Below are 25,382 nucleotides of genomic sequence, written 5' to 3' on the forward strand. Positions count from 1 at the left end.
TGAGCCGCGTGTGCATTGAGCATTGGTGATGGCAGATCTATCCGGCCCGGATCTTCCGCGCACGAGTGCTGCCATCGCCGAACGGACCCGCCACGATCCTGATTCGGGCGGGCATTTCGGCGGCCCCACTGGTTGGGGTGGCCGCTACGTTCCCGAGGCCCTGATGGCGGTGATCGAGGAGGTCACCTTCTCCTACGAGAAGGAACGCGTCGATCAGGAATTTCTGGACACGCTCGACAAGTTGCAGACACACTATGCGGGCCGGCCGTCGCCGCTGTACGAGACAACTCGGCTCGGCGAGCATGCCGGCTCGGCGCGCATCTTCCTCAAGCGAGAAGACCTGAACCACACCGGATCTCACAAGATCAACAACGTGCTCGGTCAGGCACTGCTGGCTCGCCGGATGGGTAAGACCCGGGTGATCGCCGAGACCGGCGCAGGCCAACACGGGGTCGCCACCGCCACCGCGTGTGCGCTGCTCGGCCTGGACTGCGTGATCTATATGGGTGCGGTCGACACCGCGCGCCAGGCGCTGAACGTGGCGCGGATGCGACTGCTCGGTGCCGAGGTCGTCTCGGTTGAGACCGGCTCGCAAACGCTCAAAGACGCCATCAATGAGGCGTTCCGGGATTGGGTCACCAATGCCGAGAACACGTACTACTGCTTCGGCACTGCCGCGGGACCGCATCCTTTCCCGACGATGGTTCGCGATTTCCAGCGGATCATCGGCATGGAGACGCGGGTGCAGATCCGGCAACAGGCGGGCAGGTTGCCCGACGCAGTCGTGGCTTGCGTCGGTGGCGGATCCAACGCGATCGGAATCTTTCACGCGTTCCTCGACGATCCCGGGGTGCGGCTGGTCGGATTCGAGGCGGCCGGCGACGGGGTCGAAACCGGCCGCCACGCGGCGACATTCACCGGTGGTTCGCCCGGGGCGTTTCAAGGTTCATTCTCGTACCTGCTACAGGACGAAGACGGCCAGACCATCGAATCCCATTCGATCTCAGCGGGTTTGGATTATCCGGGCGTGGGCCCCGAACACGCCTGGCTCAAAGAGACCGGGCGCGTCGACTACCAGCCGATCACCGACTCCGAGGCGATGGAAGCATTTGGCCTGCTGTGTCGTGCCGAGGGCATCATCCCGGCTATCGAGTCCGCACACGCGGTGGCGGGTGCACTCAAGCTGGGTGTGGAATTGGGGAAGGGCGCCGTCATTGTGGTGAACCTGTCGGGTCGCGGTGACAAGGATGTCGAGACGGCCGCCAAATGGTTTGGCCTGCTGGACTGATGATGACCGTGGAACAAAGCGAAGCGAGCAAGCTGGCACCGGTTTTTGATTCGTGCCGGGCGGACAACCGTGCCGCGCTGATTGGCTATCTGCCTACTGGTTATCCGGACGTGCGCACGTCCGTGGACGCGATGACTGCATTGGTCGAATCCGGTTGCGACATAGTCGAAGTCGGTATTCCATACTCTGATCCGGGTATGGACGGTCCCACCATTCAGCGGGCCACAGAGGCGGCGCTGAGCGGGGGAGTGCGAGTGCGGGATACGCTGGCCGCGGTCGAGGCGATCAGTTTGGCCGGTGGTCGCGCGGTAGTGATGACGTACTGGAATCCGGTGCTGCGCTATGGAATTGATGCGTTCGCGCGGGATTTGGTATCGGCTGGCGGACACGGCTTGATTACCCCTGACCTCATTCCTGACGAAGCGCAACAATGGTTGGCGGCCGCCGAGGAGCATCGATTGGATCGCATCTTTCTGGTGGCGCCGTCGTCGACGCCCGAACGTTTGGCAACCACCGTCGAGGCGTCGCGCGGATTCGTCTACGCTGCGTCGACGATGGGGGTTACCGGGGCACGTGATGCGGTTTCGCAGGCCGCACCCGAGTTGGTGGCCAGGGTGAAGGCAGTATCTGATATAGCCGTTGGCGTAGGCCTGGGTGTGCGGTCGGGAGACCAGGCCGCGCAGATCGGTAGCTATGCCGACGGCGTCATCGTTGGTTCCGCGTTGGTATCGGCGTTGGGCGACGGTTTACCTAGGTTGAGCGCACTGACCGAGGAGCTTGCTGCGGGCGTGCGCCGGAGGGTGTCTTTATGACGACGACTTGGCTCGCGTATTTCCCCAGCCCGCCACGGGGGGTCTGGCACCTCGGGCCGCTGCCCATTCGCGCCTACGCGTTTTTCATCATCACCGGCATCGTGGTTGCTCTGCTGATCGGTGATCGACGTTTTGCGGCCCGCGGCGGCGAGCGGGGAGTGACCTATGACATTGCGTTGTGGGCGGTACCGTTCGGTTTGATCGGTGGCAGGCTCTATCACCTGGCCACCGATTGGCCGACCTATTTCGGCCAGGGCGGCGCCGGGTTTGGCGCCGCGCTGCGAATCTGGGACGGGGGCTTGGGCATCTGGGGCGCGGTGGCCCTCGGCGTGGTCGGAGCGTGGATCGCCTGCCGACGGCGCGACATCCCGCTACCGGCGTTTCTGGATGCGATGGCGCCCGGGATCGTGTTGGCGCAGGCCATCGGCCGGCTGGGAAACTACTTCAACCAGGAGCTTTACGGCCGGGAGACCACGCTGCCGTGGGGTCTGGAAATCTTCTACCGGCGGGATCCCGCGGGATTCGTCGACGTTCATTCGCTAGACGGCGTCTCCACGGGGCAAGTCGCGCTCGTCGTGCAGCCGACATTCCTTTACGAATTGCTTTGGAATGTCCTGGTATTCGCCGCATTCCTCTACCCCGACCGCCGCTTCACGATCGGTCACGGCAGGCTGTTCGGGCTCTACGTGGCCCTCTACTGCGTCGGCCGATTCTGCGTCGAGCTGCTGCGTGACGACACCGCAACACACATCGCCGGCATCCGGATCAACTCGTTCACATCGACTTTCGTGTTCATCGGCGCCGTGGTCTATGTCATCTTGGCGCCGAAGGGCCGCGAGGACCCGGCAAACGTGCGTGGTCGTGTTGGTGTTGCCGTCGAATCGGCGGAGCCCGAGCCGACGCCAGAACTCGCAGATGTTGCGACGGCTTCCGCCGCAACCGCCGCGGCGCCCGTTATCCCGGGCGAAGACGGCGAATCAGTCGATTCGGCTGAGACCGTGCAAGCGGCCGAAGTGGCCGAGGCCGAAACCGCCAAGGCTGAAGTTGCGGATTCTGAAGAGTCGGAGGCCGAAGAGCCCGAAGAAGAGCCGGAAGTTGCGGAGCCTGAAGCCGAGCCGGAGGCCGAGGAGCCTGGGGCCGAAGCGGAGCCGGAAGTTGCGGAGTCTGAAGCTGAGTCGGAGGCCGAGGAGCCTGGGGCCGAAGCGGAGCCGGAAGTTGCGGAGCCTGAAGCCGAGCCGGAGGCCGAGGAGCCTGGGGCCGAAGCGGAGCCGGAAGTTGCGGAGCCTGAAGCCGAGCCGGAGGCCGAGGAGCCTGGGGCCGAAGCGGAGCCGGAAGTTGCGGAGTCTGAAGCCGAGCCGGAGGTCGAAGAGCCCGAAGAAGCGCCTCAAGCCGATGCGTCCGACGTCGTGGCAGATGACGTAGCCAGCGAATCCGACACCGAATCGGAGGACCGGGGAGAACAGTCCGAACCCGAGGCTGCCCAGGAAGCGGTGGAAGCGGTGGAAGCGGCGGAAGCGGCGGAAGCGCAAGATACGGATGTCGTCGAGGAAGTTGAGCTAGAGACCGAGGCAGATACCGAGCAGGCTGCGGCAGCCCCTGACGACAATGAGCCGACCTCGAGCGCGCCCGCGGAGGAGCCCGCCGACTCAACGCGACAGGGTTGGCGCGCCCGGCTGAGGAACTTCAGGCGGCGGTCGGGCAGGTAGCGGCTCCGGCGGCTGCCCGAGAAATCTGGCATGCTGAAACCCGTGACTGACCAGCCGTGGGGGAACGCTGCAGATTCTAGCTCGTCATCTCCGCCGCCGTTTCCGCCGCAGTATCCGTCATATCCGCAATATTCGGCGCCCGGCTCTTACTTCGACCCGTCGGCACCGTTTGGTCGTCATCCCGTCAGCGGCCAACCGTATTCGGACAAATCCAAGACCATCGCCGGCCTCTTGCAGCTGCTCGGTCTGATCGGCATCGTCGGCATCGGCCGCATCTACATCGGGCACACCGGACTGGGCATCGCGCAATTGCTCGTGGGATGGCTAACGTGCGGAGTGGGCGCCGTCATCTGGGGCATCATCGACGCGCTTCTGATACTGACCGACCGAGTGAGCGACCCTTGGGGCCGCCCGTTGCGCGATGGAACCTAAGCGGGCTTCCCAGACGTCGGGGGATTGTGGCCGCGACGGCCGTCGTCGCGCTCGGTACGCCGCCGTTGGGTCGGCCGCGCTGTTTGCTGGCGGGCTCGGCTACGTCGGCCTCGTGGACCCCCACGACACGAGTTCGATTTATCCGCATTGTCCATTCAGGTTGCTCACCGGCTGGAACTGCCCCGCCTGCGGTGGCCTGCGGATGATGCACGACCTGCTGCATGGCGACCTAGTGGCCAGTCTCAACGACAATGTCTTCTTGCTCGTCGGCATCCCCCTGCTGGCCGGCTGGGTTTTGCTGCGCCGCTACCGCGGCCAATCCGCGCTGCCGATGCCCGCAATCATCACGGTCGTGGTGACGATGATCGCCTGGACGGTGCTGCGTAACCTCCCCGGATTCCCGTTGGTACCGACCGTTCTGAGTGAGTTCCGCCGAGGCTGTTGGCGGCAAAAGCTGCGCCTTGGTCGATCATCGCCCCGTCATCTGCGTACGCGTTGTGCGCGGCGAAATTCATGCCTTGAGAGCACACTGGGTCCTCGGCGGCGCACACCTTGATGGTCTTCGCCTGATACATCGGACCAATAGCGACTGGAGGCTGGCCAAGGAATTCCATCGCCCGGACATTGGGCATTCCGAAGAGAACGACCGAGGAAACATGGTCGGCCACATCGGGCGCGAGCGGTTTGGGTACGGTCGCGGGATCAACCCCGTCCGGAACGGCAGCGGAAGTGACGAAGCCCATGACGGCTGCACCCTGCGAGTAGCCGCCGAGCACCATCTGCGTCTTGGGACAACTGCCGGCCATGGAAACCACATGGGCGCCAGCGTCTCTAATACCGTCGACGCCGGTGGCCCACTCCTCACTGGCTGGGTAGTTGACCGGATAGACCCCCAACGACTTTGCGCCAACGCGTGGACGAAGGGAGTCGATGAATGCCTGCCCGGTCGGGCCAACGCCAGGAGGCTCACCGGTGCCACGGGCAAACACCACCTCCACATCGGGGCACGGCTCGGCGGACGCGGATGGGATAGCGAAGACAGGAAGAACGGCGGCGCTGAGGCCCCACGCTGCGGCTGAGGCGGGGCCAACGAACGGAACAAGCTGACGTGCGATCATGTCGCACTATGTAACCATGCAAGCGGTGGCCCAAACCAGGAGATTTTGAATGTCTACTGTGGTTTGCGTCGCTTTTGGCTTCCGGCATCGTGGAGCCGAGTACGTCTTCGTGCCGCCGCGTTCCGGATGCGTTCGCGGCGCGAGCTTTTCGGGATCTTGGGTGCGCGTGCACGCCAACGCTCGATGCGCCGGTACCGGCGAGGCGCGCCGCAGGCAGATAACCAAGACTATGCTTTGTCGTCGTGACTAGACGCGGAAAGATCGTCTGCACTCTCGGGCCGGCCACCCAAAAGGACGACCTGGTCAGGGCGCTCGTCGAAGCCGGAATGGACGTCGCCCGAATGAACTTCAGCCACGGCAACTATGAGGATCATAAGGCCGCCTACGAGCGCGTCCGCGCAGCCTCGGACGCCACCGGGCGCGCGGTCGGTGTGCTCGCCGATCTGCAGGGCCCGAAAATCAGGCTGGGGCGCTTCGCCACCGGGCCTACGTATTGGGCCGACGGCGAAACGGTTCGGATCACCGTCAGCGACTGTCCAGGCAGCCACGACAGGGTGTCCACCACCTATAAAAGGTTGGCTAGCGATGCGGTCGCCGGTGACCGAGTTCTCGTCGACGACGGCAAGATCGGATTGGTGGTCGACGCCGTCGACGGCGACGACGTGTTGTGCACCGTCGTCGAAGGCGGCCCGGTCAGCGACAACAAGGGCATCTCGTTGCCCGGGATGAACGTCACCGCCCCCGCCTTATCGGAAAAGGACATCGAGGACCTCACATTCGCGGTGAACCTCGGCGTCGACATGGTGGCGCTTTCGTTCGTGCGCTCGCCGTCGGATGTCGAGCTCGTCCACGAGGTGATGGATCGGATCGGGCGGCGGGTACCGGTAATCGCCAAGCTGGAGAAGCCGGAAGCCATCGACAACCTCGAGGCCATCGTGCTGGCGTTTGACGCCGTTATGGTGGCCCGCGGCGACCTGGGTGTTGAGTTGCCGCTGGAAGAGGTGCCGCTGGTGCAGAAGCGGGCTATCCAGATGGCCCGGGAAAACGCCAAGCCCGTCATCGTGGCAACCCAGATGCTCGACTCGATGATCGAAAATTCGCGGCCGACCCGAGCCGAAGCCTCCGATGTCGCCAACGCCGTGCTCGATGGCGCCGACGCGCTGATGTTGTCGGGAGAAACCTCGGTAGGGAAATACCCGCTGTTGGCGGTCAAGACTATGTCGCGGATCGTGTGCGCGGTTGAGGAGAATTCGACGGCTGCTCCGCCGTTGACACATGTGCCGCGCACCAAACGGGGCGTGATCTCCTACGCCGCGCGCGACATCGGCGAACGGCTCGACGCCAAGGCTTTGGTCGCGTTCACTCAATCCGGCGATACCGTGCGGCGCCTGGCCCGCCTGCATACCCCGCTACCGCTGCTCGCCTTTACCGATCTGCCTGAGGTACGCAGTCAGCTGGCCATGACCTGGGGCACGGAAACCTTCATCGTCCCGCACATGAATACCACCGACGGCATGATCCGCCAGGTCGACAAGTCGCTGCTCGAACTCGGCCGCTACAAGCGCGGTGACCTAGTGGTCATCGTCGCCGGTGCCCCACCGGGGACAGTAGGCTCGACCAACCTGATCCATGTGCACCGAATCGGCGAGGACGACGTCTAGACGGGCCGCCACCTCTCCTGCGCCTTGTTTTGCACGCGGGTTACATCCATTAGCGCCGGCACCAATCGGCATAGGTCAGTGCTGGAAACGCCACACGGCCAGCGTCATCGAGACCGCCCCGGTTACAACCGAATCGGTCGTATCAGCGATGTCCTGACAGCACCGTGACTGGGAAAGTCGCCGGTCTCTTAGTCATCCGATGGTCGTGGATGAATGAAAACCCCTTTCGCTGACACCGTCACGCCCGAGCCGTCACTCAGCTCGCTGGCCGCGAAAGTCTTTACTCCTTCCGTTCTTTCAATCCATGCTTCGGCTCGCAGAGGGTGCCGCAGGGGCGTAGGCCGGTGATACCGCAGGGTCAGGCTGCCGGTGTATGCGGGCCGACCCGGCTGGTGAGCGGTAGCCCCGAGCACGTGGTCGAGCATCATGGCGCTGACGCCGCCGTGCACATGCCCGGGTGGGCCTTCGTAAGCGGCGCCGAGGGTGAATTCCGCCCACACCGATCCGTCGCTTTCGTGGTGGACCACCAACGGGGGAGCTGACGGGTTACGGGTTCCGATCACCACGTTTCCCGACGCCGGTCCCTGCCCATCATCGATGATGCGCTCGCCGAACGTTCCCGGCATCAGCTCCGCACTGAGTTGGCTTGTGACGTTGTCGATCTCAGCCGCCGCAGACGCGATGACATCGTGCCCCACCTCGGTGCGTATTGTCGCGTCGATCAAGCGTCGGACTGATGCCGCCAGCGACTCGTATATCGGCGACGAATCAGGCATTGCTGCAATCGAATCCATCATATCCGCCACGATAGAACAGCAAGCGGTCTCGGCCTGGGCTGCCGCACATCGCGAGGACGGCCTCGACGGTCGCCAGGGTGCCATCGTGGACGGGAGCGCCGTTGGCGCATGGCGCCAACCCATTGGCCCGGAACCCGGTGTCGCGCACGGCCGGCCAGCTCGACGATGTCCGCGCTGGATAGCACGAAAGGTATGGAGGATCCGGTGATATCGACGCCACGGACTGGTAGGCGACACCCCCTGGACGCGCAGAAATGCCCGAGCACTCGCGCATCGATGCGGCGCTGGGCATTGGGACTCGGTGATTCGTGGGAGGTCATTAAGTAACAGCGTGCAAATGTGCGGCGATGGCTGCAACGCGATGTCCCGGCCAGCGGTCGTAGCACGTGGGGTTGTGACTTGTGTTGCTAGTCTGGCGAAGTGGACCCCGAAGCGGACCCGGCCAGCGAGAAGTCGGTGAAGTCGGCCCTTGCCGCCACCAGTTGGGCGTTGCTGGGCATGATGTCCTACGAAGAGGAAGTCTCGGGCTACGACCTCAAGAAATGGATCGACTGGAGTGTCGACCTTTACTACTGGAGCCCGTCCTATAGCCAGATCTACACGGAGCTGAAGAAGTTGGAGGGCCTGGGTCTGGTCACGTCGCGGGTGGAGCGTGACGAGGGCACCCGCAGCCGTCGGCTCTACAAGATCACCCCGGCCGGCATGGCCGCGGTCACCGAGTGGACCAATAATGCGCCGGTGGACCCGCCGGTGCTCAAGCACAGCGTGCTGCTGCGGGTGACGTTCGGACATCTCAGCAACCCGACGCGGCTCAAGGAACTGCTGCAAGAGCATGTGGCATACGCGGAAGCCCGGCACCGCAAAGCGGTCGAGGACGCCGAGGGGGCCGAGGCCCAGCCCGCCTGGGCGTACTCGGTAATTGCGCTACGCTGGGCCGCCAAGTACTACGCCGCCGAGCGCGAGTTCGCTCTGGAACTGATGAAGGAAATCGACGAGGCCGACGCCATCATCCAGAAGGCCGCCAAGAGCGGGTTCGGCAAACCGCGCCCCAAGCCGGGCTACTGGCGTGAGGTCGAGAAGCAGGTCGAAGCCAAGCGCGCGGTCGACTAAGCTAGCCGGCGCTTGCCATGGCACTGGCCGCCTCCCCGGCCGCCCCCAGGGCAGCAATGTAGCCGTAGACGAGTCCCTGAGCGATTGTTGCGCCCGCGCCCGGGTACGTCGCGCCGAATGCATTCGCGGCGGTGTTACCAACGGCATAGAGCCCGGCGATCGCGCTGCCGTCCTCGCGCAGTACCCGCGCCCGCTCGTCAGCTTTGATGCCACCGCAGGTCCCCAGGTCGCTGAGCACCAACTTCACGGCGTAGAACGGCCCTTTTATCAATGGACGCAGGTTGGGATTCGGCTTTATCGTGGGGTCGCCGTAGTAGCGGTCGTAGGCGCTGCGGCCGCGGCCGAAATCGGGATCGGTTCCGGTAGAGGCATTTTGATTGAAACGAGTCATGGTCCGGCTGAACTCCGCTACCGGGACACCGATTCGTTCGCCTAGCGCGGACAGGCTGTCAGCCCGCACCGCAATGCCCGCGTCGTACCAAGGCTGCGGGATCTTCATCCGCGGAAATAGTTCGGCGGCAAAGACATAGCTGTTGCGGTAGTGCTGATCGAAGATGATCCACATTGTTGCGACGGGAGAGCCGGACCGCTCCAGCTTGAGTAGCCGCTGACCGAACGACATGTAGTCCGAGGACTCGTTGGCGAACCGGTGACCATTCTGGTCGACGATCAAACAGCCGGGCAGTGAGCGTTCGGCCAGCATCACCGCGGGTGCCTTGCCTGGCAACGGCGCGACGGCCGGAAACCACCACGCCTGGTCCATCAAATCAAGGCCGGCGCCGAGTTCCTGCGCCACGCGTATCCCGTCCCCGGTATTGGTCTCGGCGCCCAGGCTTAGGTTGGCGCCCAACGATTCGGACTGGAATTTCCAGCGCAAGTCCATGTTGTGGTCGAATCCACCTGTGGCCAGTACGACCCCGTGGCGGGCAGTGACCGTCACCGTGCACCCGTCGTGCTCCACGATCGCGCCCCGCACGCGGTTTTTGTCGCCGGTGAGGCGCAGCAGAGTGGTATCGGTCCACACCGGGATACCGGCCCGTAGCACACCCGCGAATATTCCGGCCGTCAAACCTTGACCACCCGCCGCGTAGCGCCGGCCCAGCAGCAGGCCTCCGACACCCTGGGTCAGGCGCTTGGCGACTGTCGGAATTCCTTTGCGCGGAACCCGACTCATCAGATTCATCCAGCGGTAGTCGGCGCCAGTCGTGGGTACCGGGATGCCGGCTTCCATGACGCCCGGTCGTAGCCGGGAGCGGTATTCGCCAAGAACGGAGGTGTTGAACGGGCGACACTCGCAGGTGCGGCCGGCCGCACTCCCACCAGGCTCCTCCGGATGGTAGTCGGAATAGTCGCGGGCCCAGAACAACCGCAGCGGAGTCGCCCGGCGCAGCATGTCGACCGTCGCGGGCAGGTGCGTCAGAAATCCGACTGATCGTTCGCGGGGCGCTGTTCCGGCAACCACTGAGTCCAGATAAGTGGCCGCCCTGGCGGCAGTGTCGCCGGCACCGGCCTCTTGCAGAACCGGGCCTGCGGGCAGCCAGAGCGCACCGCCGGACCGAGCGGTCGACCCACCCACATATGACGACTTCTCCACGATCAACACCGACAGCCCCAACTCGTGGGCGGCCAGCGCAGCTGCCATCCCGGTGCCGGAGCCGACCACGAGCAGGTCGACACAGGTGTCGGTGACAGTAAGGCCAGCGGGGATCGTCGCGCTTTGCGATGTCACGTTGGGAACGTTAGGGCGGTGATGCACGAGGGCGGAAGACTCATCCTGATCAGTGGAACAAGTCACCTCCACCGGGCGGACCGAGGGTTGAATGTCGGTATGGAGTCGCAATCCGACGCCCGCCAAGTTCGGTTTATTGAAGCACAGACAGCGCCGACGCGATTCGCCCGCGGCTGGCACTGCCTCGGCCTAATCAGAGATTTCGATGACGGCAACCCGCACGCGGTCAATGCTTTCGGGCAGAAGCTTGTCGTCTTCCGCGGCGGTGACGGCACGATCAACGTCCTCGACAGCTACTGTCGCCATATGGGCGGTGACCTCTCGAACGGTGAGGTCAAGGGCGACGCAATCGCTTGCCCTTTCCACGACTGGCGTTGGGGTGGCGACGGTCGGTGCAAACAGGTGCCTTACGCCAAGCGCACGCCCCGGCTGGCCCGCACCGTCACGTGGACCACCCTGGAGCAAGACGGGATGTTGTTCGTGTGGAACGACCCCGAACACAACCAGCCTGTCCCCGAAGTCACCATCCCGCGCATCGAAGGCGCCACCAGTGACGACTGGACCGACTGGCACTGGTACACCACCGTCGTGAACACCAACTGCCGCGAAATCATCGACAACGTTGTCGACATGGCGCACTTCTATTACATCCACGGCTCGCTGCCCACGCATTTCAAGAACATCTTCGAAGGGCATGTGGCGACGCAGTACATGAACAGTGCTGGCCGTCCCGATCTTGGCGGCACCGAAGGTGCACGGATGCTCGGCACTACATCGGTGGCGTCCTACTGGGGCCCCTCCTTCATGATCGATGACCTGACATATCACTACGAGCACGCCGACCATCACACCGTACTCATCAATTGCCACTATCCGATTGATGCGAATTCCTTTGTGCTGCAGTACGGCATCATCGTCAAGAAATCGGCAGACCTGCCCGACGACCTGGCCATGGAGACTGCGATCGCTCTCGGTGACTTCGTCAAACTCGGCTTCGAACAGGATGTCGCGATCTGGCGCAACAAGGCGCGCATCGACAACCCGCTACTAGTGGAGGAGGACGGCCCGGTCTATCAGCTGCGTCGCTGGTATCAACAGTTCTATGTCGACGTCGCCGATGTGCAGCCAGACATGGTGGACCGCTTCGAGTTTGAGCTCGACACCACACGGCCCTATGCAGCGTGGCTGAAAGAAGTCGAGGCGAACATCGCCGCAGGGGCGGGCTCAGTGCCATGAGGCTGGATTTGTCGGTCAGGACCGACAACCGCCTCGACGATATGCCGATGATGCCGGTCGCATGCCGCAATTGCGGCGCGCAGGTGCTAGCTCGCAAAAGCAGCTGGAATCAGACCAGTGTGCAGTGGAACGCCGAGGCGTCCGCGCTGTGCGCCGAACGTCGCGAAGCCGACCGGATCGCCGGTCACCACCGTGGATTGTTTCTGGCATGTTCGGCCTTGCGGGCGTCCATCGAAGCCGCCGTCGCGGCCGGGGAACTGGCGATCGTCGATGGCCGCCCAGAGCCGGCGTAGTCCGGTAGGTCAGGCGTGTGCGCCTCCGTCGATACGGATCTCGGTGCCGGTGATGAACGCACCGTCGTCGGACGCGACCATCGCGATGACCGCAGCGACAGCGCTTGTGTCGCCGAGGAATTCGCTGGTTTTGCCGTGGATGAGCGGTGTCTGCTTGGCCCACAGGCCGATGTCGTAGCCCTCGGGCATCTTGTCCAAAGTGGTGTTGGCCAGTGGGGTCGACACACCGCCGGGCTGGATGTTGACGGCTCGCAGACCCTGCTTACCGTACTCCAGGGCCAGCGAGTGCGTGAAGCTGAGGATCCCACCCTTACTCGCCGCATAGGCCGCCATGTACGGGTGGGCGAAGCTGGCCGACGTTGACGTGAAGTTGACCACTACACCGCGACCGCACCGATCACGTCGTCCTCTACCGAGATGTCGAGCACGGCCGTGGTCAGCCGCTTGGCGGTGCCGGCCTCTTCGGCAGCGGCCGTGGTGGCCGCCAGCCCGACTGTAGAGATGTCGTAGGCCACGATGGTGGCGCCCTCGTCGAGTAGCCGGGCGACGGTGGCTTGGCCGATGCCTGAGCCGGCGCCCGTGACGATGGCGCGTCGATCAGCGAAACGCCGCATTGCACAATCCTTTTCGCTCACGCCAGCTGAAACGCGCTGAGCTGCGCCTCCTCGGGGTATACCGAGGGTCCGCCCAGATCGTAGGCGGCGTTGAGCGCGCTGATGAACGCCGGATCGTGTAGCGGTTCGCTGGGTATGTCGAGTTTGATGCCCCTGGTGTTGACATCGTCGACCATGATGTCGATGGCCTTTTCGATGGTCAGATCGTGGGAGCCCTCCATGTTCATCTTCAGTTCGTCGAAGTCGGAGAACACCTCGGCTGACCAGTGCACCAGAAACCGCAGGTCGTCGGTGTGATGGCGGGCTATCACGTCCTCACCGTTCTTCAGCAGCCAGTGCTCGCGATCCTCGGGATCGCCGGTGAACATCGTGTCGAATGCCAAGTCGGCCGGAATCTGTTGGTCCAGTGGTCCGTTCGCCTCGCCGCGGTGCACCATCATCTCGTTCTGCACGACTACGCCGCGGTTGTTGATCGGCGGCAGCACCCGTTTTGGCGTCTTGAGCGGACCGTCGGGCCAGTAGGTAAAGCCGCTGCCGGCGTCGAGTGAGAACCAGGTGATGACCTGTGCCATCTTGATCAGGTAGTCGTTGAACAAACCCGACTTGCCCATCACGCTGCACAGCCACGTCGGCGCGTTCTCGTGCCGCACGCCGCGGAAGCTGGGCGAATCCAGGTGTCCAGGATCGCGGTTAGCGCACGGCCCGTTGATGTTGAACAGCATCAGCTGCGGCTTGGCGTACTCCGCGCTCCAATAGCTCTTGGCCATCTGCAAGAACCGCGCGTTGTAGAAACAGTCATGCAGCTGCGGATAGAGCACCGCGCCGTAATTGGCCAGGTAGCCGCGGAATGTCGGGGTGAGGAACAGGTCCAGTGACGGGGTGAATCCTTCGGGGAACAGGCCGCTCATGGTGGCGATCAGTTCGTCGGCAGAGGCGAAGTGTTGGGCGATGATCAGCTTCCAGGGGCCTTCGGTGCGCACGACGTCAAGCAGACGCTCACGCTGATCATCGGTATAGACATTGTCGATTTCTCGCGGCGGTGCGACCGGCCGCAGCACATCGGAAAGCTCCATCCGCCGCTCGTCGGTGAGCATCAGCTGTCTCCTTTATCAGGTTCTGTATCTCCGCAGACGAATGTGATTGTGCGCAGCGTCACCGCGCGGCGGTTGCTTGCTGTCCGGTCATCGGGACGTCAAAACAGCAGCGGATTGGCGAACTTGGCCCGCATCAATCCTCCGATCTCAGCGATGGCGAGCCGACCGCGCGCGGTCGCGTCGGATCGCATGAGGAAGCCGTGGTACACCCCCGGACAGCGGGTGATGGTGGTTTGCACGCCGGCATGCCGTAGCCGCTCGGCGTAGCGTTCGCCCCAGTCGCGGATCGGGTCACAGCCCGCGGTCACCACGATTGCCGGTGGTAATCCGGTCAGGTCGGAGGCATAGGCGGGAACCAAGTAAGGGATGGTGGGTCCGCCTGTTTCGCCGTCGGCGAGCGCGTGCATGTAGTCGATGTCGTCGCGGCTGAGCAACGGTGCATTGGCGAGTGCGACGATGGACGGAGCGGTCATATCGCGATCCAGACCTGGATACAGCAGCACCTGCGTCGAGATCGCCGGACCACCCCGATCGCGGGCGGCCAGGGCAACCGCCGCGGCCAGCGAACCGCCGGCGCTGTCGCCGACCACCGCAAGGCGGTCGGCGTCCACCCCGAGGTTGTTCGCGTTGCGCGACACCCACTTGGTCGCGGCGTAGGCGTCGTCGAACTGTGCGGGCGGTGACGACTCCGGGGCCAACCGGTAGTCGACGGCCACCAGTGTGGCTTGGCAGGCTGCGGCCAAGGCACGCGCCAGCGGCTCGAACGAGTGGTTGGACCCCATGATCAACCCGCCGCCGTGAAAGTACACCAGCACCGGCTGTGCGGATTCGCTTATGGGGCAGTAGATCCGCACCCCCAGCGGCCCATCCGTCCCGGCAATGACGGCGTCGCTAATCGCGGCCATTGGCGGCATGTCGTCGGGCGGGGGTGCGGACTCGATCGCGGCGCGCAACGCGGCCAGGCCACGTTGGCGCATCGGCGGGACGTCGCCGAACGAAGCGATCCGCGCAGCGGCATCTGGGTCAAGCGTGGGTTCCGACGACGGCGTCATTGCTGAGCGGGGTCGAAACGGCTGCGGCGCAGTATTGGAGGTCGTTGCGATGCAAGCACATTCGCCCGTTCGGTCATCGCCGAACTCACCTGCTCCGGCTGGGTCAGCAGGTAAAAGCGGCCCTCGGTGGCCTGATCGAAAATCATCTCGGCAGCCGCCAGCGGATCCATTGCCGCCGCCTTGATGTCGAGCATGGCCGAGCGCTGCGCATCGGCGGCAGCAGCGTCCGTGGCAACGGAATTGTCGACGCCGCCGGCCGACTCGAAGATGTCGGACACCACCGCTCCGGGCAGCACCGCCTGGATGTGAATGTGGTGGTCATGTCCGGCTAACTGAACATCCAAATGCAGGCACTCGGTCAACGCGAGCACGGCGTGCTTGCTGGCAATGTAGGACGCCTGCAACGGAATCGCCACGACCCCACCGACCGACGAGAGATTCCACACCCAGGCGTGCTCGTCGGTGGCCATCATCTTGGGCAGAAAGGCCCGCACGCCATAGAAGACTCCACTGACGTTGATGTCGACGACGCGCCGCCAGTTGGCCACGGGCGTGTCCCACAGATAGCCGAACTGTTCGACCCCGGCGTTGTTTACCAACAGCCGCACCGAACCGACATCGCGGTAGGTCTTGTCGGCGAGCCCTTGAACGGCGTCGGGATCGCGCACGTCGCACACGACGTCGACCGCCGCGCCGCCGGCTGCGTGGAGTTCGTCGCGAAGTGCCGTGACGGCGCCGGCGTTGACATCGGCCAGCACCACCGTCATGCCCAGTCGACTCGCGTATCGCGCCAGCCCCGCACCAATGCCCGCGCCCGCCCCCGTGATGACGGCGACGCCGCCACAGAATGTTTCGCGTGCGCTCACGAACCCGCGGCGCTGTCGGCAGTGAGCTCGGACAGCAGGACCGAGTTGGTGGTGTCGAGAACGACGTCCATCTTGGCAAACTCCAGCCCGCTCGCGCCGCGGCGCACGCCGAGCTCGGCCACGCCGCTGGACACGGCGAACGGCACGAAGTTGGCGACCTGGTTGACCAAGATGTAGCAACGTACGTGTGTGACGTCGCCGTCGGTGCCCGTGCGGTGCACGTTGGTGGCGTGGTGGCGCAACGGATAGGGGCTCTGCTTGCGATGCTCCGTCAGCCATTCCACGACGCCGTCACGGCCATGCAGTTCGGGTGACATCAGTTCCTCGAATGGGCTGGCGCCTGAGTCACTGCGGCTGATGTAGTGCAGATCTTCCGCGAAGCTGGCCGCCAACTCGTCGTAGTGTGCCTCGTCGTAGTGGTACCAGAAGGCGGCGATGAACTCCTGCAGTTCTTGCAGGCTGATGTCGTTGCTCATGCCTGGGAGTCAACCCCGGTGTGGCGCCGGTTACACCGGCTCTGTCCGGTCAGTGGAATGCTATCTCTGCTGTTATCCCTTCAGTGACTGGTGAATTCGAGGCTGAACTGCTCACGCAGTGTGCGTTTGAGCAGTTTGCCGCTGGGGTTCTTCGGCAGTGCATCGACGAAGAAAACGTGCTTGGGCGCCTTGAACCCGGCCAGATGCGCCCTGCAGTGCACCAGGACGTCGTCCTCGGTCAGGCTGACGCCGTCACGCACGACCACCGCAGCCGCCACAGCCTCCACCCAAACCGGGTGCGCCAGGCCGAATACGGCGACTTCCTCGATTCCGCTGTGCCGGTACAGAACTTCTTCGACCTCCCGGCTGGCGACGTTCTCGCCGCCGGTCTTGATCATGTCCTTCTTGCGATCCACTACATACAGCAGACCGTGCGTGTCGTAGTAACCGAGGTCTCCGGAATGAAACCACCCGTGGCGGAACGCTTCGGCAGTCGTCGCCGGGTCGTCAAGGTAGCCCAGCATCAAATGTGGGCTGCGGTGCGCGATTTCGCCGATGATGCCCGGCGCGACGGGTTTGTCCCGATCGTCGAGGATCGCGGTCTCCACGTTGGCCACCGGGTGCCCCGCTGAGCCGGCATGCTTGTCCTGCTCCTCGGGCCCCAGCGCCGATGCCAGTGGCGCCATTTCGGTCTGGCCGTAGAAGTTCCACAATCGCAGATTCGGTAGCCGATCCCGGATTTCGGTCAGGACCTCGATCGGCATCGCCGAGGCGCCGTAATACCCCTTGCGCAGGCTCGACAGATTGACGTTGTCGAAGGCCGGTGAACGCAGCAACGCGATCCACACGGTTGGGGGAGTGAAGTAGTTTGTGACGGCGTAGCGCTCGATGGTGTGCAGGACCAACTCGGGGTCCGGCCGGGGCAGAATAATGCTGGTGGCGCCGAGGTAGATGGCAGTGGCCAGGAAATTGTCCAACTGCGCGCAGTGGTAGAGCGGCAGGGAGTGGATCTCGATGTCGTCGTGCGACATTCCGCCGGCCATGATGGTGCTGATGTAGTTCCACATCAGGCTGCGGCTACTGTGCATGACCCCCTTGGGGCGCGACTCGGTTCCGCTGGTGTACATCACTCGCAGCAGCTGGTCGTCGTCGACGTGCGGGCGCGGGGCCGTGGTGGTGGTGGTCAGCCACCGCGCGAAGTCCTCCCAGCCGGGCGGTGCGACATCCCCGGGTGGCGCCAGCGCGACCTTCGTCGAAACCGCACCACCCAGATCCATGGCTTGCTCGGCGGTCGGCGTCAATGTGGCTTCGACGATGAACCCGCTGACCTGACTGTGGCCCAGGATGTAGGAGATTTCCTTGGCGGCGAGCATGAAGTTGATCGGAACCAAGACCACCGCGGCGCGCGCCGTCGCGAAGGCCAGCACCGCGTACTGCCAGCAGTTGTGCGACAGCAGTGCAATGCGGTCACCGGGCCGAAACCCGTTGTCGTGCAATGCGGCCGCGGCCCGGTCTACCAGATGCTCGAACTCGGCGAAGGTCAGGACGACGTCGTGGTCGATGATCGCGGTCTTGTCGGGCTGTCGACGCGCCGAGCGGCGGGGAATGTCTCCGAGCGTGTGACTTCGAGCCTGGGCGACCACCGCGTCGAAATCGTCAAGCTGTGTCATGCTGCACCCGTTGCATGTACGTCACGGTAGGCGCGACGACCCGATATCGGCTTGGGGGTGTCCCGCTGAGTAGACAAGCGCCAGCACGCGGCGGCCGAGGGCCACGATACTCGTTTGTCATGAGCAGTGGCGCATCCGTGACGACTGACACCACCGGACGCGCGAACGTGGATCCCGACCAACTCCGGATCAACCTACGTCAGGCAGACCCCGGAATCCTGGTGGCTGTACTGGCACAGCTGACCGGCGACCCCTTAGTGGTCGACCGCTTTGCCCCGAAGATCAGCTACCTGCCCGACCCGCCCGAGCAGGCCGGAGTCACCGATCCCGAGACGCTGGCGGCACTGGCCGACGCGGTGGTTGCGGCGCTGCAGTCGCCTCGGCCCGCCACCGCCCTACCCGCAGACGACACCGATCTGTTCGCGCGAATCGCGCCCGTAGCACTCGGGGGCGCTGTCGGCACGGAGTACCTGGGGCTGCTGCTGGAACAGGGCGGATTCCAGCCGTCGCAACCTGTGCTGCCGCGCACGGCCAAGCTGCCCGCCGGCTTCCGGGTCGCGATCATCGGGGCGGGTATCGCCGGGCTGACCGTCGCGCTGGAGATGGCCGCCGCCGGGATCGACTTCCAGATATTCGACCGAAACGACGAGGTCGGCGGCACCTGGTACACCACCACCTATCCTGGTATCGGCGTAGACACCCCGTCGGCGTACTACTCGCTGTCGCGCGACATCAACGGCGATTGGTCGAGCTATTACCCGCAGGGCAGGGAGTACCAGCGCTACCTTGTGTCGGTGGCGGACAAGAACGCTCTGCGCAAGCACACCCGGTTCGGCACTGAGGTCGAAGCGCTGTGGTGGCACGACCAGCGTAACCAGTGGCAGATTCACGCGACGGGACCCGACGGCACCCACGACGTCAGCTACGCCAACGTCGTCATCCCGGCCGTCGGTTATCTCAATCGGCCACGCTGGCCCGCGCTGCCCGGGGCGGGAACGTTCTCGGGAGTCGAAATCCATTCGGCGCAATGGGATCCCGATTTGGATCTGACAGGGAAGCGGGTCGCCGTCATTGGGGCGGGCTGCACCGCGGTCCAGATCGTCGACGCATGTGTGAACCAGGTGGCGCATATGACGGTGTTCCAGCGCCAGCCGCACTGGGTGGCGCCGCGGCGGCGCCTGTCCGACGATGTTCCCGACTACCAGCGATGGCTGGGCACTCATCTGCCGTACTACGCCAATTGGGTTCGGCTCAAATCGTTTTGGGGCACAGCGGACAACAACTATCCGGTCATCCTGCATGACCCCCAGTGGGCGGCGGAGCACTTGTCGATCTCGCCTGCGAACGACGTGCTGTTGCAGATGTGCCTGGACTACATCAATCGAGTCTTCGGTGCCGGCAGTGAACTGGCTCGCAAGGTCACGCCGGACTTCGCGCCCTACGGTAAGCGGATCATCCGCGATCCCGGGGGGTACTACGCGGCGTTGGCGCGCGACCACGTCGACGTCGAGGCCAGCGAGCCGGCCAAGATCAACCGGGCCGGAATCGTGACGGCCGACGGTCGTCAGATCGACCTCGACCTCATCATCTACGCCACCGGCTACCACCTGGATTTCCTATCCACCGTGGATATTCGGGGTCGCGACGGCAAGAAGCTGGCCGACGAGTGGGGCGACATCCCACGTGCCTACCGGGGTGGAACGGTTCCCGGGTTCCCGAACCTGTTCATCTCGTCGGCGCCCAACTACAGCCCAGGACACGGTGCCGGCCACAACTTCGGTGTCGAAGTGATGGTGCACTACCTCATGGAATGCCTGCAGCTGATGGCGCTGCGCGAGGCATCCGTCATGGAAGTGACGCAGCGCGCCTACGATAACTACGTCGCCGACATCGACGCGACCATGGCCGGCACCGTGTGGTGCCACACCCCGTCGGCCCATACGTATTACCGGTCCGGCGGGGGACGCATCGTCACCGCGTTCCCTTACCGCCTGGTCGAGATGTGGCATGCGCACCGAACGCCGATCACGGCCGACTTCGAGCTGCGATGAGTCAGTTACTTTCCGGCAAAACGGCTTTGGTCACGGGCAGCAGCCGCGGAATCGGCCGGGCGATTGCGCAGCGGCTGGCCGCCGAGGGCGCCACCGTAGTCGTTACCGCCCGCTCGCGGACACCGTCCTCCTCGACGCGGGCCGGTGCGGCGTCCGTCCTGCCCGGCACGATCGGCGAGACGATTGAACTCATCGAGGCCGCGGGTGGACAGGCAGTCGGCCTCGCGGCCGATCTGGAGGATGCCGAGCAGCGCGACGGGCTGGTGGACGAGGTGCTCGACCGCACCGGCCGTATCGATATCCTGGTCAACAACGCCGGCTTCGCGGACTACTCGCTGGTCGAGAACATGAGCCTAGAGGGATTCGATCGCACACTCGAGCATTATCTGCGTATCCCCTTCGTCTTGACGAAAGCCGCTGTGCCGCATATGCGCAAACAAGGCGCAGGCTGGATCGTCAACATCGGTTCTGTCACCGGGGTGGCCCCGGTACGGCCGTACCGCGAGTACAACAAGACCGCAGGTGACGTGATCTATGCGTCGACGAAGGCCGCGCTGCACCGCTTCACCCAGGGCGTGGCGGCCGAGCTGCTCGACGCCAACATCGCGGTCAACTGTGTCGGACCGTCGACGGCGGTACGTACACCCGGTGCGGCGCAACTGATTCCGGACACCTTTCCCACCGAACCAGTGGAATACCTGGCCGCGACGGTGCTGGCGATGTGCCACCTTCCCGCCGCCGAACGTACCGGGCTGGTCGCGTTCAGCCTGCACTATCCGTGGTCACAGCGGTTGCCGGTACACACCCTGGACGGCACGCAGCTACTGCCGCCGCTCAAGCCGCCTGACACGGCCAACCCGAACATCCTGCGCGCCGGTCTATAACCTGGCGCGAGCAGACACAGAATCGCATGGATTAACCGCCGATGATGCGCTTCTATGTCTGATCGCGAGGAGAGGGTGCGGTTTGAGGATCAGCTCAGGACAGGATCGTCCATTGTGCAGAAGCTGTGGCAGACGCGGTCGCGGATGATCACATCGGGGGTCTCCGGGTCGAACCAACGGTCCACCACGGCCCAGTGGATCGGGTGCATTACGTAGGGCCCCATCAGCCCCTCGACGTCAGAGAACTCCTGCTCGAACACATGGCTCCACGCGTTGTCGCCGACGGCCTCGGTCACTCGGCTCAGCTGCCAAGCGCGGATCGTAGCGACATAACGCGGCATTAGCGACAATTCCCGCTCGAAGCATGCGACGGTGGCGGCGTCGGTCTCGGGCAGTACCCGAAACAGCAGCGCCCGATACACCGTGCCCGAGGCAGCGTTACAGCGGACCGGCTCACCCGGATAGCTCGCGCCGTTGACCCGGGTCACCGCGGAGTTGTCGAGGACTGCGGTGAATATTGCTGCCGCACAGTGCCAGTGATCTGCTGAGGCAAAGCGCAGGTGTATCAGAATGTCACCGCCGTTTCGCGATCCGGGCAACGTCGGTTTGACCACCCAGCGCAGCGCGCCGACTGCGGAAGCAGCAGCACGCAACTCACCAAGGACCCGGTCGCGATCGCCTTCGGCAACGTCGAGTAACCGTGTCACGCTATACATCGCAGAGACCCTCGACGTCGTGGGCCGCCGCCGCGACAGACCGGGACCGCTCCGCGACCAATTCGTCTATCCGCGACCACCATTGGCCCAGGGCGGCATCGGGCCTGCCCTTCCAGGTCATCTCCCACCAGGCCTGCGCGCTGGGCAGCATCCAGGTCATGGTGATCGTGTTGACCTCGTCGTCGAACCAGATCGGTGGACTGACGAGAACATCGCGCAGGGTCATGCCGCGCTCGCGTGCTCCCGGCGCGTACTCGGCGAGATAGGTGTCGACGAATCTTCTGGCGCAGCCGGGGCGGGTGACTACACGGTCGATGACGAAGAGCTCACCGTTAACCATGTGCCCAAGGCTAGGCGCCGAAGTGGATGTCGGGCCCGGGCAATCCCGGCCACTGGGAGTCGCGGTTGACATGCCCCGAGGGGTGGGGTGACGGTGGGGAAGTGAGGCCGCCTTACCGTAGCAGCAGATCGGCTAGCGCCGCGGACGCCGCCTTACGTGCACGGTGCGCGAGGTCGAGTATCGGCATGGTCATGAAGCCGTGGATGCCCCCTTCGTAGGGCAGCAGTACGGTCGACACACCGGCCGCCTCGAGCGCCGCGTCGAAGGCCAATCCCTCGTCGCGCAGCGGATCATGCCCCGCGATCACCACGACTGCGGGTGGCATTGCACGCAAGTCGGCGCGCAGGGGCGAGGCGTACGGGTGCAGCCGGTCGTCGGCCGCGGGTACATAGCAGTCCCAGTACCATTGCAGCGCGGGCTTGGGGTTGTAGTAGCCCTGACCGTACAGTCGATAAGACGCGGTATCGAAGTCGGCGGCGATCATCGGGTACAGCAGCAACTGACCGGCCAGTGCGGGCCCGCCGCGGTCACGGGCCATCAATGCAGTACCCGCCGCGAGGTTGCCGCCCGCGCTGTCCCCGCCGACGGCGAGGCGCCGCGTGTCGCCGCCGAGGGCGGCGGCGTGGTCGGACGCCCAGCACGCCACCGCGTAGACGTCTTCGGCGGCGGCCGGCCAGGAATTCTCCGGCGCCAATCTGTAGGCTACCGAAACAACCACGGCTGGAACGAGATTCGCGAGGTTGCGGCACAGGCCATCGTGGCTGTCCAGGTTGCAGAAAACGAATCCACCACCATGCGCGTAGACCAGGATCGGCAGTGGCCCCGCGGCGTCGGGCCGGTACACGCGCACCGGAACGGGGACTTCAGCGCCGGCGATGGTGCGGTCGGTGACTATTCCGACGGATTCGGACCGGGCCGCAGGCACCAACCTGGACTGGATCAGCGCCCTGGCTTCGGCGCCGGTCATCTCGTGGACGGGCGGAAATCCGCTGTCCAATTGTTGGATCAGCCCGGCGATCTGCGGATCGAGGCTCACCTGTCAAGACCGACTCAGCGTGAGCGCAGGCGGCGGCTCTGCTGATACCGCTGCTGGTTCATTTGATTGATGCTTCGCACCAAATAGACCAGCCAGCATGGTATTTCAGACCTGCGCTGGATCCGATATCACGCGTATTCCAGAACGGCTCCGGAATGAGCGTTGCGTCGCGCGCCCGGTCCGGGGCGCAGCGGGCGGATCTGCTGCAGTGTCGGGGCGACCCGCCGTGGGCCGACCTCGATATTGCGCCAAATGCCCATCGCGGTCATTCGGACCGGGGCGGCGAGCCGCTGGTCAAACATCATCCGGTTCATCGGCCCGCAGACCGACAACGCGGCGACGGCCTCGCCCGGGTCACCGACAGGCGCGGCGACGCAACCGAATCCGGGTACGGACTCTTCACGGTCGAAGGCCACACCGTGGGCGCGGACCTTGGCCAGTTCGGCGGTGAGCTGGGCCGGGGTACTGATCGAGTATTTGGTCTTGCGTGCGGTCAGGTCTATCGGGTCGTGGTCGTCGTTGTAGGCCAGAATCGCCTTGCCGACTGCGGCGCAATGCGCGCGCTGGCGGCCGCCGACCCGGGTGGGGATCGCGGCGATCATGCGGTCACCGACCTTGTCGAGGTACACGACGTCGGATCCGTCCAGGACCGCGAGGTGTACGACGAGTCCCGTCGTGCGGTGCAATTCGCCGAGCATCGACCTAGCGGCTCGCACGAGCCGGTCCTGGTGCACGGCCAGCGAACCCAGCTCAACCAACCGCATGCCGAGTTCGTAGTCGCGACCGCTGCGGCGCAACCAGCGCAGCTGCACCAGGCGCTCGAGCATCCGGTGCGCGGACGACCGGGGGAGTCCGGTGCGGCGCACTATCTGGGCTAGCGTGAGTCGTCCTGGTCCGTCAAAAGCATCCAGAACCAGTGAGATGCGGTCGATCACGGCGCTGGGGGTGGTTGGTTCGGCGGTGGCGACGGCGGTCATTGACAGCGGTCCTCCCAAACTCGGGTCGTGCGATGTTCCTAATAGGAATATGACTGTTTGTAGCATATTCTGTGGCTGTTGTCACACACCAAGAGAAAAACGACGTAGGGCACACCTGAAAACGGGTGCGCCAAACGTCGATTTGCGGAATTAACGCAGGCCAGCCTGATTTACCCGCGGCCTGACAACCTTCCGGCCGACGGCCGTAGCAGCTGCCGTCCCGGAGCGAGATGCCGCCGGCGTAGCCCCACGCGGGCTCACCGTCGACATGCAGGACTTCCGCATCCACCGAGGTGCGCAGCCCACTCAGGGTGAAGCCGCCGGTGCTCTCCCGCACGTCGATAGCGGCGATCGGGGAACCGATCGGCCGCAAGCACTGCGCCGGGCAGCAGTCAACGATCCAGTGCTCGTCGGCATCGGGGCCCATGGCGACGTTGAGGTACGCCGCCCATGGTCCCTTGCGCTGATCGATGTCGCCGGGACGGGTGTGTTACGTCGTAGTTGAGTATCACGGCCGCATCGCCGCGGGCAGATCGGTGACCCACTGGTGGCCCCAGTAGCTGTCAGCGGTGATTTCCTCTGCGGTGTAATAAGTTTCGTCGACCCGAATACCGCCGGTGCCGAATTCGATGTCCCAGTCACCGGGGGCCCGGACGTAGAACGACACCATCTTGTCGTTGGTGTGGCGCCCCAGGTTGGACGACAGCTGGAAGCCGTCGGCGTTCACCCGGTCCAGTGCCTGACCTACCGCGTCCAGCTTGTCGACCTCCACCATGACATGGACGAGGCCAGGGGCGCGCAGATGCGCGGCCGGGCAGATCGCCAGGCTGTGGTGGCGCTCGTTGATGCCGAGAAAACGCACCCGTACCGGCGCGAACTCTGGCGGCACCGGTACCCGGAAGGCGCCGCGGGAACGGAAGCCGAGTACCTCGGTATAGAAGCCGAATAGTCCGTTGGGATCCGTGGCCGGGACCACGACATGACCCAATCCCTGGTCGCCCGTTACGAATTTCGCCCCGAACGGGGTGATCACCGGGCTGTGGTCGAGCACCGCGCCGTGGAACACCTCGAGCGTGGTTCCGGTCGGGTCATCGAAGCTGATCACCTCCTCTACGCGCCGGGTGTCAGCCTCGTGCAGAGACAGCTGCTTGAACGGCACCCCGGCGCCGTCCAGCGTCGTCTTGACCCGCTCCAGGGCTGTGTGGTCGCGCACCTCCCAGCCGACGGCCAGCACCCGGTCCGTCTCGCCGGGCACGACGATGATCCGGGCCGCGCGTTCGTCCATCCGCAGATACAGCGCGGACTGATCGGGGCCCTTACCCTCGGCGAAACCCAGCACACCGAAGGCGAAATGCCGCCAGCGGTCGATGTCGTTGGTGGAAACGGTGATGTAGCCGAGGCATTTCAGGTCGCTCATGGGTACT

Annotated in this window: 23 protein-coding genes and 3 pseudogenes; 11 read left to right on the forward strand and 15 right to left on the reverse strand. The window is 64.5% G+C overall.

Features of this window, described 5'->3' with window-relative positions:
- Positions 1 to 28: 28 nt before the first annotated feature.
- The 5 genes and pseudogenes from trpB to MSIMFI_RS24140 all read left to right on the forward strand — a co-directional run.
- The gene (gene trpB, locus MSIMFI_RS24120; RefSeq protein ID WP_191499468.1) at positions 29 to 1,288 is read left to right on the forward strand and encodes a tryptophan synthase subunit beta; all 1,260 of its coding nucleotides are present in this window, start codon (positions 29 to 31) and stop codon (positions 1,286 to 1,288) included.
- Positions 1,288 to 2,100: a tryptophan synthase subunit alpha gene (trpA, locus tag MSIMFI_RS24125; RefSeq protein WP_191499469.1), complete on the forward strand. Its 813-nt coding sequence runs from the start codon at positions 1,288 to 1,290 to the stop codon at positions 2,098 to 2,100. Before trpB ends, trpA begins: the two co-directional genes overlap by 1 nt.
- Entirely contained in the window at positions 2,097 to 3,806 is a 1,710-nt protein-coding gene (locus tag MSIMFI_RS24130) for a prolipoprotein diacylglyceryl transferase (protein WP_191499470.1), read from the forward strand. Before trpA ends, MSIMFI_RS24130 begins: the two co-directional genes overlap by 4 nt.
- Before the next feature lie 30 nt (positions 3,807 to 3,836).
- Positions 3,837 to 4,238 (forward strand): NINE protein, encoded by a 402-nt coding sequence (locus MSIMFI_RS24135; protein WP_191499471.1) that lies wholly within the window; start codon positions 3,837 to 3,839, stop codon positions 4,236 to 4,238.
- Positions 4,228 to 4,656, forward strand: a pseudogene (locus MSIMFI_RS24140) (DUF2752 domain-containing protein); the annotation flags it as partial. The gene MSIMFI_RS24135 and the pseudogene MSIMFI_RS24140, both read left to right, overlap by 11 nt.
- On the opposite strand, the gene MSIMFI_RS24145 reads toward MSIMFI_RS24140, so the two are convergent.
- Positions 4,583 to 5,356 (reverse strand): cutinase family protein, encoded by a 774-nt coding sequence (locus MSIMFI_RS24145; protein WP_191499472.1) that lies wholly within the window; start codon positions 5,354 to 5,356, stop codon positions 4,583 to 4,585. The pseudogene MSIMFI_RS24140 and the gene MSIMFI_RS24145 overlap by 74 nt on opposite strands.
- Positions 5,357 to 5,598: 242 nt before the next feature.
- Between MSIMFI_RS24145 and pyk the strand changes: the two genes are divergently transcribed.
- Entirely contained in the window at positions 5,599 to 7,017 is a 1,419-nt protein-coding gene (gene pyk, locus MSIMFI_RS24150) for a pyruvate kinase (protein WP_191499473.1), read from the forward strand.
- Positions 7,018 to 7,205: 188 nt separating this feature from the next.
- On the opposite strand, the gene MSIMFI_RS24155 is transcribed toward pyk, so the two are convergent.
- Positions 7,206 to 7,793 (reverse strand): PaaI family thioesterase, encoded by a 588-nt coding sequence (locus tag MSIMFI_RS24155; protein ID WP_224770409.1) that lies wholly within the window; start codon positions 7,791 to 7,793, stop codon positions 7,206 to 7,208.
- A gap of 441 nt (positions 7,794 to 8,234) precedes the next feature.
- Between MSIMFI_RS24155 and MSIMFI_RS24160 the strand changes: the two genes are divergently transcribed.
- Positions 8,235 to 8,924, forward strand: a complete 690-nt coding sequence (locus MSIMFI_RS24160; protein WP_191499475.1) for a PadR family transcriptional regulator — start codon at positions 8,235 to 8,237, stop codon at positions 8,922 to 8,924.
- Position 8,925: 1 nt separating this feature from the next.
- On the opposite strand, the gene MSIMFI_RS24165 is transcribed toward MSIMFI_RS24160, so the two are convergent.
- On the reverse strand, positions 8,926 to 10,653 hold the full coding sequence (locus MSIMFI_RS24165; protein ID WP_191499476.1) for a 3-ketosteroid-delta-1-dehydrogenase: 1,728 nt from the start codon (positions 10,651 to 10,653) through the stop codon (positions 8,926 to 8,928).
- A gap of 99 nt (positions 10,654 to 10,752) precedes the next feature.
- On the opposite strand from MSIMFI_RS24165, the gene MSIMFI_RS24170 reads away from it, so the two are divergent.
- Together MSIMFI_RS24170 and MSIMFI_RS24175 are read left to right on the forward strand one after the other, a co-directional pair.
- On the forward strand, positions 10,753 to 11,889 hold the full coding sequence (locus tag MSIMFI_RS24170) for a Rieske 2Fe-2S domain-containing protein (RefSeq protein ID WP_191499477.1): 1,137 nt from the start codon (positions 10,753 to 10,755) through the stop codon (positions 11,887 to 11,889).
- On the forward strand, positions 11,886 to 12,182 hold the full coding sequence (locus MSIMFI_RS24175) for a ferredoxin (protein WP_191499478.1): 297 nt from the start codon (positions 11,886 to 11,888) through the stop codon (positions 12,180 to 12,182). Before MSIMFI_RS24170 ends, MSIMFI_RS24175 begins: the two co-directional genes overlap by 4 nt.
- A gap of 9 nt (positions 12,183 to 12,191) precedes the next feature.
- Here the strand turns inward: MSIMFI_RS24175 and MSIMFI_RS24180 are convergent.
- The 6 genes and pseudogenes from MSIMFI_RS24180 to MSIMFI_RS24205 all read right to left on the reverse strand — a co-directional run bounded on the left by MSIMFI_RS24180 (position 12,192) and on the right by MSIMFI_RS24205 (position 17,954).
- Positions 12,192 to 12,796, reverse strand: a pseudogene (locus MSIMFI_RS24180) (SDR family NAD(P)-dependent oxidoreductase).
- 17 nt (positions 12,797 to 12,813) lie between these two features.
- Positions 12,814 to 13,890, reverse strand: a complete 1,077-nt coding sequence (locus MSIMFI_RS24185; protein ID WP_191499479.1) for a hypothetical protein — start codon at positions 13,888 to 13,890, stop codon at positions 12,814 to 12,816.
- 98 nt (positions 13,891 to 13,988) lie between these two features.
- Positions 13,989 to 14,942, reverse strand: coding sequence for an alpha/beta hydrolase (locus MSIMFI_RS24190; RefSeq protein WP_191499480.1), 954 nt, complete (start codon positions 14,940 to 14,942; stop codon positions 13,989 to 13,991).
- The gene (locus MSIMFI_RS24195; protein WP_191499481.1) at positions 14,939 to 15,808 is read right to left on the reverse strand and encodes an SDR family NAD(P)-dependent oxidoreductase; all 870 of its coding nucleotides are present in this window, start codon (positions 15,806 to 15,808) and stop codon (positions 14,939 to 14,941) included. The genes MSIMFI_RS24190 and MSIMFI_RS24195 overlap by 4 nt, the downstream gene beginning before the upstream one ends.
- A complete protein-coding gene (locus MSIMFI_RS24200) occupies positions 15,805 to 16,284 on the reverse strand; it encodes a nuclear transport factor 2 family protein (protein ID WP_191499482.1) in 480 nt (159 codons plus the stop codon). The genes MSIMFI_RS24195 and MSIMFI_RS24200 overlap by 4 nt, the downstream gene beginning before the upstream one ends.
- An 80-nt stretch (positions 16,285 to 16,364) precedes the next feature.
- Positions 16,365 to 17,954, reverse strand: a complete 1,590-nt coding sequence (locus MSIMFI_RS24205) for an acyl-CoA synthetase (RefSeq protein WP_191499483.1) — start codon at positions 17,952 to 17,954, stop codon at positions 16,365 to 16,367.
- A 119-nt stretch (positions 17,955 to 18,073) separates the two neighbouring features.
- Between MSIMFI_RS24205 and MSIMFI_RS24210 the strand changes: the two genes are divergently transcribed.
- Together MSIMFI_RS24210 and MSIMFI_RS24215 are read left to right on the forward strand one after the other, a co-directional pair.
- Positions 18,074 to 20,005, forward strand: a complete 1,932-nt coding sequence (locus MSIMFI_RS24210) for a flavin-containing monooxygenase (protein ID WP_191499484.1) — start codon at positions 18,074 to 18,076, stop codon at positions 20,003 to 20,005.
- Positions 20,002 to 20,889 (forward strand): SDR family NAD(P)-dependent oxidoreductase, encoded by an 888-nt coding sequence (locus MSIMFI_RS24215; protein ID WP_191499485.1) that lies wholly within the window; start codon positions 20,002 to 20,004, stop codon positions 20,887 to 20,889. Before MSIMFI_RS24210 ends, MSIMFI_RS24215 begins: the two co-directional genes overlap by 4 nt.
- Before the next feature lie 89 nt (positions 20,890 to 20,978).
- On the opposite strand, the gene MSIMFI_RS24220 is transcribed toward MSIMFI_RS24215, so the two are convergent.
- The 6 genes and pseudogenes from MSIMFI_RS24220 to bphC form a co-directional block, all read right to left on the reverse strand.
- Positions 20,979 to 21,605 (reverse strand): Dabb family protein, encoded by a 627-nt coding sequence (locus tag MSIMFI_RS24220; RefSeq protein ID WP_191499486.1) that lies wholly within the window; start codon positions 21,603 to 21,605, stop codon positions 20,979 to 20,981.
- Complete coding sequence (locus tag MSIMFI_RS24225; protein WP_191499487.1) at positions 21,598 to 21,945, reverse strand: hypothetical protein; 348 nt, start codon at positions 21,943 to 21,945, stop codon at positions 21,598 to 21,600. Before MSIMFI_RS24225 ends, MSIMFI_RS24220 begins: the two co-directional genes overlap by 8 nt.
- A gap of 112 nt (positions 21,946 to 22,057) precedes the next feature.
- A complete protein-coding gene (locus tag MSIMFI_RS24230) occupies positions 22,058 to 22,981 on the reverse strand; it encodes an alpha/beta hydrolase (protein ID WP_191499488.1) in 924 nt (307 codons plus the stop codon).
- 128 nt (positions 22,982 to 23,109) lie between these two features.
- Positions 23,110 to 23,958 (reverse strand): IclR family transcriptional regulator, encoded by an 849-nt coding sequence (locus tag MSIMFI_RS24235; protein ID WP_224770410.1) that lies wholly within the window; start codon positions 23,956 to 23,958, stop codon positions 23,110 to 23,112.
- Between the two features lie 169 nt (positions 23,959 to 24,127).
- Positions 24,128 to 24,331, reverse strand: a pseudogene (locus MSIMFI_RS28535) (flavoprotein); the annotation flags it as partial.
- A gap of 135 nt (positions 24,332 to 24,466) precedes the next feature.
- Positions 24,467 to 25,375, reverse strand: a complete 909-nt coding sequence (gene bphC / locus MSIMFI_RS24245; RefSeq protein ID WP_191499490.1) for a biphenyl-2,3-diol 1,2-dioxygenase — start codon at positions 25,373 to 25,375, stop codon at positions 24,467 to 24,469.
- Between the last annotated feature and the right edge of the window lie 7 nt (positions 25,376 to 25,382).

It is taken from the genome of Mycobacterium simulans, assembly GCF_900232995.1.
Taxonomy (GTDB): domain Bacteria; phylum Actinomycetota; class Actinomycetes; order Mycobacteriales; family Mycobacteriaceae; genus Mycobacterium; species Mycobacterium simulans.